The 11,811-nt window shown below is 69.3% G+C and carries 8 protein-coding genes; 1 reads left to right on the top strand and 7 read right to left on the bottom strand.

The window, feature by feature from the left end; all coding sequences use genetic code 11:
• Positions 1-13: 13 nt before the first annotated feature.
• A complete protein-coding gene (locus BHU15_RS16255; protein ID WP_079128178.1) occupies positions 14-1,375 on the bottom strand; it encodes a M16 family metallopeptidase in 1,362 nt (453 codons plus the stop codon).
• Between the two features lie 267 nt (positions 1,376-1,642).
• On the opposite strand from BHU15_RS16255, the gene BHU15_RS16260 reads away from it, so the two are divergent.
• The gene (locus tag BHU15_RS16260; protein WP_069627849.1) at positions 1,643-4,093 is read left to right on the top strand and encodes a DNA gyrase/topoisomerase IV subunit A; all 2,451 of its coding nucleotides are present in this window, start codon (positions 1,643-1,645) and stop codon (positions 4,091-4,093) included.
• Positions 4,094-4,109: 16 nt separating this feature from the next.
• Here BHU15_RS16260 and BHU15_RS16265 read toward each other — a convergent pair whose 3' ends face one another.
• The 6 genes from BHU15_RS16265 to BHU15_RS16290 all read right to left on the bottom strand — a co-directional run bounded on the left by BHU15_RS16265 (position 4,110) and on the right by BHU15_RS16290 (position 11,810).
• On the bottom strand, positions 4,110-5,231 hold the full coding sequence (locus tag BHU15_RS16265) for a CobW family GTP-binding protein (protein ID WP_069627850.1): 1,122 nt from the start codon (positions 5,229-5,231) through the stop codon (positions 4,110-4,112).
• A gap of 131 nt (positions 5,232-5,362) precedes the next feature.
• A complete protein-coding gene (locus BHU15_RS16270) occupies positions 5,363-6,997 on the bottom strand; it encodes a glycoside hydrolase family 13 protein (RefSeq protein WP_069627851.1) in 1,635 nt (544 codons plus the stop codon).
• A gap of 120 nt (positions 6,998-7,117) precedes the next feature.
• On the bottom strand, positions 7,118-8,047 hold the full coding sequence (locus BHU15_RS16275) for a carbohydrate ABC transporter permease (RefSeq protein WP_023538172.1): 930 nt from the start codon (positions 8,045-8,047) through the stop codon (positions 7,118-7,120).
• A 14-nt stretch (positions 8,048-8,061) separates the two neighbouring features.
• A complete protein-coding gene (locus BHU15_RS16280) occupies positions 8,062-9,027 on the bottom strand; it encodes a carbohydrate ABC transporter permease (protein WP_069627852.1) in 966 nt (321 codons plus the stop codon).
• An 85-nt stretch (positions 9,028-9,112) separates the two neighbouring features.
• Positions 9,113-10,534, bottom strand: coding sequence for an ABC transporter substrate-binding protein (locus BHU15_RS16285; protein ID WP_069627853.1), 1,422 nt, complete (start codon positions 10,532-10,534; stop codon positions 9,113-9,115).
• A 268-nt stretch (positions 10,535-10,802) separates the two neighbouring features.
• Entirely contained in the window at positions 10,803-11,810 is a 1,008-nt protein-coding gene (locus BHU15_RS16290) for a LacI family DNA-binding transcriptional regulator (protein ID WP_069627854.1), read from the bottom strand.
• Between the last annotated feature and the right edge of the window lies 1 nt (position 11,811).

Here is an 11,811-nt window from a genome sequence, read left to right on the forward strand (position 1 = left end):
ACGGCAGCGTCGGTCACTTGTCCGCCCCCTCGTGCTCGTCGGTGATCTCGTCGGCGGCGTCCTCGTCGTCGGCGGTCGTCGGCTCGTAGACCAGCACCGCCCTGTTGTCGGGGCGCAGCCGGGCCGCGGCCACCTCGCGCACCTCGTCGGCCGTGACGTCCAGCACCCGCTGGACGGCGGTCAGCGCCAGCTGCGGGTCGCCGAACAGCACCGCGTACCGGCACAGTTCGTCCGCGCGGCCCGCGACCGTGCCGAGCCGGTCGAGCCATTCGCGCTCCAACTGGGCCTGGGCGCGCTCCATTTCCTCGGCCGTGGGGCCGTCGGCCGCGAACCGGGCCAGCTCCTCGTCGACCGCTGCCTCGATCTGCGGCACCTCGACGCCGCCGGACGTCTTGACGTCCAGCCAGCCGAGCGAGGGGGCGCCGGCCAGGCGCAGCAGCCCGAATCCGGCGGCGACGGCCGTACGGTCGTGGCGCACCAGGCGGTTGTGGAGACGGGAGGACTCGCCGCCGCCGAGGACGGTGAGCGCCAGGTCGGCGGCGTCGGCCTCGCGGGTGCCGTCCTGCGGCAGCCGGTAGGCGGCCATCAGCGCGCGCGCCGGGACGTCCTCGTGGATCTCCTCGCGGAGCTGGCCGCCGATGGTGTCGGGCAGCGAGCCGTCGCGCGGCGGCTGCTTGCCGTCGTGGCCGGGGATCGAGCCGAAGTACTTCTCGACCCAGGCGAGCGTCTGCTCGGGGTCGATGTCGCCGACGACGGAGAGCACCGCGTTGTTCGGCGCGTAGTACGTACGGAAGAACTGCCGCGCGTCGTCGAGGGTCGCCGCGTCCAGGTCGGCCATCGAGCCGATCGGGGTGTGGTGGTACGGGTGGCCCTCGGGGTACGAGAGCGCGGTCAGGCGCTCGAACGCGGTGCCGTAGGGCACGTTGTCATAACGCTGGCGGCGCTCGTTCTTCACGACGTCGCGCTGATTCTCCATCCCCTCGTCGTCCAGGGAGGAGAGCAGCGAGCCCATCCGGTCGGCCTCCAGCCAGAGGGCGAGCTCCAGCTGGTGGGTGGGCATGGTCTCGAAGTAGTTGGTGCGCTCGAAGCTGGTGGTGCCGTTGAGCGAGCCGCCGGCGCCCTGCACCAGTTCGAAGTGACCGTTGCCCTTGACCTGCTTCGAGCCCTGGAACATCAGGTGCTCGAAGAGGTGGGCGAGCCCCGTACGGCCCTTGACCTCGTGGCGTGAGCCGACGTCGTACCAGAGGCAGACCGCGGCGACCGGGGTCAGGTGGTCCTCGGAGAGCACCACGCGCAGTCCGTTGGCGAGCCGGTGCTCGGTCGCTGTCAGGCCGCCGGAACCGGCCTGCGCTGTGGCCGTGTGACCCATGGGCATGTACGTCCCTTCGATCGCGATTTGGAGAAGTCCTGCCACTGTATGCAAGCGTGCCGACGCCTGGCGAAGTTCCCGTGCCGCACGACGCGGCGAGGACTCGCCACGGGCGTGCGCCCGGCTCCCGAAACGGCGCCCCGGGCCGTTCAACGACGGGTCGAGGTCCGCGTTGTCGGTGCGGCGGTCCACAATGGTCCGCGTCAGTTCCTCAAGTTGTCCGCACGTTGTCCGTCCAGAACCGCACAGACCTGTGAAGGAGCCGCAGCAGCGATGGCCCGCCGCAGCACGAAGACCCCGCCGCCGGAGGACTTCGAGGAGAAGATCCTCGACATCGACGTGGTCGATGAAATGCAGGGCTCCTTCCTTGAGTACGCGTACTCGGTGATCTACTCCCGTGCCCTGCCCGACGCCCGGGACGGCATGAAGCCGGTGCACCGCCGCATCGTGTACCAGATGAACGAGATGGGCCTACGCCCCGACCGCGGCTATGTGAAGTGCGCCCGCGTCGTCGGCGAGGTGATGGGTAAATTGCACCCGCACGGGGACGCGTCGATCTACGACGCCCTCGTCCGGATGGCGCAGCCCTTCTCGATGCGGCTGCCGCTGGTCGACGGGCACGGCAACTTCGGCTCCCTCGGCAACGACGACCCGCCGGCCGCGATGCGGTACACGGAGTGCCGGATGGCTGACGCCACGTCACTGATGACGGAGTCGATCGACGAGGACACCGTCGATTTCCAGTCGAATTACGACGGCCAGGAGCAAGAACCGGTCACGCTGCCCGCCGCGTACCCGAATCTGCTGGTCAACGGTGCCTCCGGGATCGCCGTCGGCATGGCGACGAACATGGCGCCGCACAATCTGGGCGAGGTCATCGCCGCCGCCCGGCATCTGATCAAGCACCCGGGCGCCGACCTGGACACGCTGATGCGGTACGTGCCGGGGCCCGATCTGCCCACGGGTGGCCGGATCGTGGGCCTCCAGGGCATCAGGGACGCGTACGAGAACGGGCGCGGGACGTTCAAGATCCGCGCCACGGTCACCGTGGAGGACGTCACCGCCCGCCGCAAGGGCCTCGTCGTCACCGAACTGCCCTTCACCGTCGGCCCGGAGAAGGTGATCGCCAAGATCAAGGACCTGGTCTCGGCGAAGAAGCTGATGGGCATCGCCGACGTCAAGGACCTCACGGACCGGGCGCACGGGCTGCGTCTGGTCATCGAGATCAAGAACGGTTTCGTCCCCGAGGCGGTGCTGGAACAGCTGTACAAGCTGACGCCGATGGAGGAGACCTTCGGCATCAACAACGTGGCGCTGGTGGACGGTCAGCCGCTGACGCTGGGGCTGAAGGAGCTGCTGGAGGTCTATCTCGACCACCGGTTCACGGTGGTGCGCCGGCGCAGCGAGTTCCGCAGGACCAAGCGGCGCGACCGGCTGCACCTGGTCGAGGGGCTGCTCGTCGCGCTCATCGACATCGACGAGGTCATCCGCCTCATCCGGTCGAGCGACAACTCGGCGCAGGCCAAGGAGCGGTTGATCGAGCGCTTCTCGCTGAGCGACATCCAGACGCAGTACATCCTGGACACGCCGCTGCGCCGGCTCACCCGGTTCGACCGGATCGAGCTGGAGGGCGAGCGCGACCGGCTCAACGGGGAGATCGACGAGCTGACCGGGATCCTGGAGTCGGACGCCGAGCTGCGCAAGCTCGTCTCCGCCGAACTGGCCACGGTGGCGAAGAAGTTCGGCACGGACCGGCGCACGGTGCTGCTGGAGTCGGGCAGTTCGCCGATCGCGGCGGTGCCGCTGGAGGTGGCCGACGACCCGTGCCGGGTGCTGCTGTCCTCCACCGGGCTGCTGGCGCGTACCGCCAACGGCGGGCCGCTGGGCAGCGGCGACGGCAAGCGGGTCAAGCACGACGTGATCGTCTCGGCCGTGCCGGCGACGGCGCGCGGCGAGGTCGGCGCGGTCACCTCGGCGGGACGGCTGCTGCGGATCTCCGTCATCGACCTGCCGCAGCTGCCCGACACGGCCTCGGCGCCGAATCTGGCGGGCGGGGCGCCGCTCGCGGAGTTCCTGACGCTGGAGCCCGACGAGGTGCTGGTCACGCTGACGACGCTGGACGAGTCGTCGCCGGGCCTGGCGCTGGGCACCCTCCAGGGAGTCGTCAAGCGGGTCGTCCCCGACTACCCGTCCAACAAGGACGAGTTGGAGGTCATCACCCTCAAGGAGGGCGACCGGGTGGTGGGCGCGGCCGAGCTGCGTACGGGCGAGGAGGACCTGGTCTTCATCACCTCCGACGCCCAACTGCTGCGCTACCAGGCCGCGCAGGTCAGGCCGCAGGGCCGGCCCGCCGGAGGCATGGCGGGCATCAAACTGACCGAGGGCGCCTCGGTGATCTCCTTCACGGCCGTCGACCCGGCGGGCGACGGGGTGGTCTACACGGTCGCGGGCTCGCACGGCACGCTGGACGACTCGGAGACGACGGCGAAGCTGACGCCGTTCGACCAGTATCCGCGCAAGGGGCGGGCCACCGGCGGGGTGCGCTGCCAGCGGTTCCTCAAGGGCGAGGATCTGCTGATCTTCGCCTGGGCGGGCGCTGCCCCGGCGCGGGCCGCGCTGAAGAACGGGTCGCCGGCGAAGCTGCCGGAGCCGGATCCGCGCAGGGACGGTTCGGGTACGCCGCCGCCGTCGGTCGTCGCCGTACTGGCCGGTCCGGCGAGCTGACGTACGAGTTCGCCGCTCAGGCGGGGCCGGCGGCCTCCTCGGCCGCCGGCTCGGACCGTACGTAGCGCAGGACGCCCCACATGGCGGACTCGTCCGGCGCCGTCGCCGCCTCGGTCCCGGTGACGGCGCAGACCGTCAGTTCCTTCGCCAGGGCGTCGCGGTCGATGCCGGAGCCGATGAGGACGAGCTGGGTGCGGCGCTCGGTGCCGCGTGGCCAGGGCTCGGGGTAGAAGCGCAGGAAGCGGCCGACGGCGTGTACGGCGTAGCGGTTGCCGGGGTCGGCGGCGCCGAAGTCCACGAAGCCCTTGACCCGGTAGAGCCCTTCGGGCCGCGAGTCGAGGAAGGCCATGAGCCGGCGCGGGTCCATGGCGGCGGGTTCGTCGTACGACACGCTCTCGTACCCGGTGTGCGGGTGGTGCGCGTGCTCCCCGGCGTGCTCCCCCGCGTCCTCTCCCGTGTGGTCTTCGCCCTCGTCGGCCCTGAGGTCCTCGAACGAGAGCTGGCGGATCTTCTCGTCCTCGGCGGGCCGCGCGGCCGGGTCGAAGAGCAGGCCGGGGTCGATCCGCCCGTACGACGCGGAGACCACCGCCGCTCCGGGGCCGAGCGTCCCGATCACGCCGAGGACGCGTTCGTGTTCGGCGGGTGTCACGCGGTCGGTCTTGTTCAGGACGACGAGGTCGGCGATGGCGAGGTGCCGGTCGGTCTCGGGGTGCCGGTCGCGGGTGGCGTCGAACTCGGCCGCGTCCACGACCTGGACGAGCCCTCCGTACACCGTGCGCGGATTGTCGCCGGTGAGGATCATCCGGACAAGTTCCTGCGGCTCGGCGAGGCCGCTCGCCTCGATGACGATGAGGTCGATCCGCGCGGCGGGGCGACTGAGCCGCTCCAGATAGCCGTCGAGTTCGCTCGCGTCGACGGCGCAGCACAGACAGCCGTTGCCGAGGGAGACCGTGGAGCCGACCTGGCCGGCGACGGTCATGGCGTCGATCTCGACGGCGCCGAAGTCGTTGACGACGACGGCGATACGGTTGCCGGCCCGCCGCCGCAGAAGGTGGTTGAGCAGGGTCGTCTTGCCCGAGCCGAGGAAGCCCGTGAGGACGACCACCGGAATCTGCCTGCCGGTCGTGCTCGGGTTCAAGTCCGTGCTCCCTTTCCCGCGGCCGGGCAGGACCGTGCGCCTGCCCGCTCCAGGATAGGAGCGGGCAGGCGCACCCGAGTGACGGGTCCGGCCTGCTCCGGGGGCTCGGGGCGGGCGGTTCGGCCGCGGGGTCAGCTCCGCAGCCAGGCCGCGGTGTCCTGCGGCAGCCTCCCCTCGTCGTCCAGGGGGCCGCTGGTGAGCAGAACGCTGGTGTGACCGGGCAGCTCCGTGGGGGGCCCGGCGAGGTTGACGACGCAGATCAGGCCGTCGTGACGGGCGAAGGACAGTACGCCGGGACCGGACGGCAGCCAGGTCAGCGGCGCCTCGGCCGCCTCCCCCGACGCCCGGACCACGGCGAATCCGGGCTCCGTACGGCGCAGCCGCAGCGCCTCCCGGTAGAGGCTGAGCATCGAGTCCGGATCGCCGGTCTGGAGGTCCGCGGCGTACTTCGCCCAGGACTCCGGCTGCGGCAGCCACGGTTCGGTGTCCCCGCCGAAGCCGGCGTACGGCGCGTCGGCCGTCCAGGGCAGCGGTACGCGGCACCCGTCCCGGCCCGGATCCGTACCGCCGGACCGGAAGTGCATCGGGTCCTCGATGCGCTCACGGGGGATGTCGGCCTCGGGCAGGCCCAGTTCCTCGCCCTGGTAGACGTACACGGCTCCGGGCAGCGCCAGCGAGAGCAGCGCGGCGGCGCGCGCCCGTCTGGTGCCCAGCTCCAGGTCGGTCGGGGTCCCGAAGGTCTTGGCGGCGAAGTCGAAGCCGGTGTCCTCGCGGCCGTACCGGGTCACGGTGCGGGTGACGTCGTGGTTGGCGAGCACCCAGGTGGCGGGGGCGCCGACCGGCGCGTGCTCGGCGAGCGTGTCGTCGACGGATGCCCGCAGCAGGTCCGCGTCCCAGGGGCAGGACATGAAGCCGAGGTTGAAGGCGGTGTGCAGTTCGTCGGGGCGCAGATAGCGGGCGAAGCGCTCGGCGTCGGGCAGCCAGACCTCACCGACGAAGATGCCGCCGTACTCGTCGGCGATGGCGCGCCAGGAGCGGTAGATGTCATGGAGTTCGTCGCGGTCCACGAAGGGGTGGGGGTCGGTGCCCGGCGTGAAGTCGGGCAGGGCGGGGTCCTTGGCGGGCAGGACGGCCGAGTCGATGCGTACGCCCGCCACGCCCCGGTCGAACCAGAAGCGCAGCACGTCCTCGTGCTCGCGGCGGACCGCCGGGTGGGCCCAGTTGAGGTCGGGCTGTCCGGTGGCGAACAGGTGCAGATACCAGTCGCCGTCGTCCAGCCGGGTCCAGGGGACGCCGCCGAACTCGGACACCCAGTTGTTCGGGGGGAGTTCGCCGTCCGTGCCGCGTCCCTGACGGAAGTGGAACAGCTCGCGCTCGGGGCTGCCCGGTCCGGCCGCCAGGGCCGCCTTGAACCAGACGTGCTGGTCGGAGACATGGTTGGGCACGACGTCGACGATCGTACGGATGCCCAGTTCACGGGCCTCGGCGATCAGTTTCTCGGCCTCGGCGAGGGTGCCGAAGGCCGGGTCGATGGTGCGGTAGTCGGCCACGTCGTATCCGCCGTCGGCGAGCGGCGAGAGATACCAGGGGGTGAACCACAGCGCTTCCACGCCCAGTTCCACGAGATACGGCAGCCTGGACCGCACGCCGGCGAGATCGCCGGTGCCGTCGCCGTCGCCGTCGGCGAAGCTGCGTACATAGACCTGGTAGATGGCGGCGTCGCGCCACCATTCGACGGTGGCCTCGGCCGGCTGGTTGGCTGCCACGTGACGGTCCTTTCGGGCAGGTGGGGACTCCGCCGCCGGCCCCCGGTCGACGGGGCGCTGGATGGGTGAGCCGGCGGCGGAGCGCTTGGGGAGTTGATCGGACGGGGGCGGAGAGGACGATCAGCCCTTCAGGCCGCCCGCGGTCAGACCGCTCATGATGTTGCGCTGGAAGAGCAGGAAGATGAGCAGCGTCGGGACCGACGCGATGGTGAGCGCGGCGATCAGGACGTTCTCCGGTACACCGCTGGCGAGCGAGTAGATGCCCACGTTCAGCGTCTGTTTGCTCGGGTCGGGCAGGGTCAGCATCGGCCAGAGGAAGTCCTTCCAGACGCCCACGACCGCGAAGATCGACACGACTCCGAGGATCGGCCGGGAGATCGGCAGCACCACGGATCTCAGGGTGCGCGTCGCCGACGCCCCGTCGATGGCCGCCGCGTCCAGCAGCTCCCGGGGGATCGAGTCGAAGAATCTCTTGAGCAGGAAGATGTTGAAGGCGTTGGTGACCGACGGCAGCCAGATCGCCCAGGGCGAGTTGAGCAGATTCCGTTCGAAGATCGGTACGTCGAGCACCGTCAGGTACTGCGGTACGACGAGGACGGTCGCCGGGATCATCAGCGTCATCAGCATCAGGCCGAGGATGGCCTTGCCGAAGACGGGCCGCAGTTTGGAGAGCGAGTACGCGGCGGCCACGTCGAAGATCAGCTGGAAGGCGAGCGCGCCGAACGCGTAGTACAGGGTGTTGAAGAGCAGCTTGGCCAGGTCCATGACCTTCCAGGCCTGCTCGTAGTTCTCCGGATGCAGCGAGGTGGGGAAGGCCGTCGGGGGGCTCTGCACCACTTCCTGCGTGGTCTTGAGTCCGCCGGTGACCATCCAGTAGAGCGGCCCGAGGAAGACCAGGGTGAAGACGACGACCACCAGGGCGAAGACGATCCAGTAGAGCGTCCTGCCGCGGGATCTGCCCAGTTGGGCCGGTGAGATCAGGGTCCGCGGGCGGGCGACCTCGACGGTGGCGGCCCGCTTGCGCCGCGGTACGAGCGTGTTCGCTGTCATGCCTTTCTCTCCCCTCACTCGTCTTCGCCGCTGCGGCTGAGTCGCACGTACACCGCGGAGAAGGCCGCGAGGATGACGAGCAGGACGAGTCCGAGTGCCGCCGCGCTGCCGTAGTTGTTGAAGTTGAACGCGTACTGGTAGATGAGATAGACGACCGTCGTCGTCGATCCTTCGGGGCCCGCCCCGTTGGTGAGCAGGAACGGTTCGGTGAATACCTGCATCGTCGCGATGATCTGCATGAGCAGCATCAGCGAGAGGATGAGTTTGGTCTGCGGGATGGTGACGTGCCAGATCTTGCGGAGGATTCCCGCGCCGTCGAGTTCGGCGGCCTCGTACAGCTCACCGGGGATTCCCTGGAGCGCGGCGAGATAGATGAGGGTGGCGCCGCCCATGTTCATCCACGTCGCCGCGATGACCACGGAGAGCATGGCGGTGTCGGTGTCCTGGAGCCACTGCTGTGCGGGGAGTCCGAAGACTTCCAGGATGCGGTTGAACAGGCCGTATCCGGGGTCGTAGAAGTACTTGAAGAGCAGCACGGAGGCGACCGGCGGCAGCATGACGGGGAGATAGACGAGCAGCCGCAGATATCCCTGGCCGTGCCGGAATTCGTTGATGATGACGGCGATGACGAACGGGACGATGAATCCCAGCAGCAGCGCGAGCACGGTGAAGAGCAGTGTGTTGCGCCATGCCTGCCAGAAGGCGGGGTCGTTGAAGATGTACGTGAGGTTGGACCAGCCGGCCCAGGTGGTCTCCCCGTTCTCGTTCTTCTGGAAGGCCAGGATGAATTCCCTGACCATCGGATACCAGGAGAAGAACGAGAAGCAGAGTACGGCTCCGATCAGAAACCCGTGCGCCGAGAGATTGCGGCGTACGGACCGGAGGAACTCCTCGCGGGCGGAGTCCGTCCGGGTGGAGCCGGGGCGTCGTCCGGGGCTCGGCTCTCTCGCCTCGCTCTTGGACAGGGTGGGGGCCGACATGGTCTCTCCTCGGTGCCGGTGCGCAGACTCGTTGACTCACGGTCGGGGCGGGACCGGGTCCGCGTGACCCGGTCCCGCGCGTCCGTTACTGCGTCGCCAGGACTTGGTTGACCTGCTGCTCGGCGGTCGAGAGCAGCTTGTCGACGTCCGCGTCCTTGTTGGTCAGCACGCCCGACATCGCGACGTCGAGGATCTTGTAGATCTCCTGCGCCTTCGGCGGCTCGGCCTTGCCCTTGACGGGGTTGTCCATGAAGGGCTTGAAGTTCTCGACCGGCATCGTGGCGTGCTCGCTGCGCAGCGCGTCGTCCTTCGTCTTGGACTCACCGAGCCAGAAGTTGGGCTGCGGCAGTCCGACGGGGAGCTTGTCGGTCTTGGTGCGGTCCCACTCGAACTGGCCCTTGCCCGGGGTGAGGAACTTGAAGTTCTGCCAGGCGATGGCGGCCTTGATCTTGTCGGGCGAACTGCCCTTCTTGATCATGTAGTTGTTGCCGCCGAAGAGGGTCGCCTTGGCGCCGGGGATCGGGCCCATGCCGAAGTTCTCGTACTTCGCGCCGAGTTGCTGGACCATGTAGGTGATGTCGTCGGGCGCGGCGAGGAACATGCCCAGCTTGTCGGTGGCTATCTGCTTCTGGAGGTCACCCCACTTGAGCAGCTGGGTCTTGCCCATGCTGTCGTCGTCCCAGCGCATGGTGCGCAGGTTCTCCAGGACCTGCTTGCCCAGGTCGGTGTTGAACGCGGCCTTCTTGCCCGTCGCGTCGACGACGTCGCCGCCGAGTCCGTAGATCGACGCGGTGAAGTGCCAGCCGCCGTTGTTGCCGGCGCTGTACTCGCCGAATCCGGAGACGCCGCCGCCGATCCCGGCGATCTTGTCCGAGGCGGTACGGACCTCCTCCCAGGTGGTGGGAGGCGAGTTGGGGTCGAGTCCGGCCTGCTCGAAGAGTTTCCGGTTGATCAGCAGACCCATGGTGTAGTTGCTGGTCGGCAGGCCGTAGAGCTTGCCGTCCTTCTTCAGCACGTCCAGCACGTTGGGGTCGATGTCCTTCAGCGCGGGCACGGACTTGTCGTTGACGTACGCGGAGATGTCCTCGGCGCCGTCGTTGTCCAGGACCTGCTGGAGGTCGGTGAAGTAGGTGTAGTAGACGTCGGGCTGGGACTTCGCCTTGAGCATCGCGGTGAAGCGCGGCGGCTCCAGGCACTGGCCCGGCGTGGACTTCCCGTTGATCTTGACGTTCGGGTACGTCTTGTTGAACTCCTTGACGTCCTCGTTCCACTCCTTCAGCTCCGCGGCCTTCGCGGCCGGCGGCATGCAGTCGATCGAGAGTGTCACCTTGGCCTTCGGGTCCAACGGCGCTGACGGGTCGGACGACCCGCCGCCGGAGTCGCCGTCGTCGTCGCTGCTGCTGCTGCTCGTGCCGCAGGCGGCGAGAGTCAGGCTGAGCACGGTGACAAGGGCGGCCGCGGCGGTGCGGTCGATACGGCGATTACGGCGGAACCCAGCACTTCTCATCGATGGTCCCCTTCGGGCATGAGCGTGGAAGGCCCACGGCTGAAACTCTGCCGGGGCGCGGCACACTCAACCACCGTCGACAGGAGACCGCAAGATCTCGCGCCGTTTTCGTAAAAGTTTGACAGCCTTCCGCATCGGTCATGACCCGCGCGGGGGGCCGGAGTTGGACAGGGCGGGATTTGTCTGACAGCACCCCCGGAACGGCCGCAGGGCCCCCGAGGGGGCCCTGGAAGGGGCTTGCGGGGGCCGCGCGGGACCCGCGCCGGACCTACCTCGGGGACTGCGCCGTGGAGCCGCGTACGACCAGCTCCGGCTCGAACAGCAGCTCGCCGGGCGGCACGGCGCCACCCTGGATCTGGGCGCACAGCAGCTCCACCGCGGCCCGCCCCATCGCCTCGATGGGCTGACGGACCGTCGTCAGCGGCGGCTCGGTGCAGTTCATGAAGGCGGAGTCGTCGTACCCGACGACGGAGACCTCGCCGGGGACGTCGAGTCCGCGCCGGCGGGCGGCCCGTACGGCGCCGAGCGCCAGCGGGTCGCTCGCGCAGATGATGCCGGTGACCCCGCGGTCCAACAGCCGCGCGGCGGCGGCCTGACCGCCTTCCAGGGAGAACATCGACCGCTCGATGTACTCGTCGGGCAGCGACTCCCCCGCCGCCTTCACGGCCGCGAGCGCGGCGGCGAGCTTGCGCCGCGACGGTACGTGGTCGGAGGGGCCGAGGACGAGGCCGATGCGCTCGTGGCCGAGCGAGGCCAGATGCCGCCACGCCTGCTCGACGGCGACGGCGTCGTCGCAGGAGATGGTGGGGAAGTCCAGGTTCTCTATGGGCGCGTTGATGAGCACCACCGGGATCTTGCGCTCGTGGAGCTGCCGGTAGTGCTCGTGGGGCGCGTCGGCCTGCGCGAACAGGCCGCCCGCGAACACGACTCCGGACACCTGCTGCTGGAGCAGCAGTTCGACGTAGTCCGCCTCGGAGACGCCGCCCTTGGTCTGGGTGCACAGCACGGGGGTGAGCCCCTGTTGCGCCAGCGCGCCGCCGATCACCTCGGCGAAGGCCGGAAAGATCGGGTTCTGGAGCTCGGGCAGGACGAGGCCGACCAGTCTGGCGCGCTCGCCGCGCAGCTGCGTCGGCCGCTCGTACCCCAGCACGTCAAGCGCCGTCAGCACGGACTGCCGGGTGGCCTGGGAGACTCCCGGCTTGCCGTTGAGCACCCGGCTGACCGTGGCCTCGCTGACCCCAACCTTCTTCGCCACCTGAGCAAGTCGTCGCGTCATA

Source organism: Streptomyces niveus, assembly GCF_001723055.1.
Taxonomy (GTDB): Bacteria; Actinomycetota; Actinomycetes; order Streptomycetales; family Streptomycetaceae; genus Streptomyces; species Streptomyces niveus.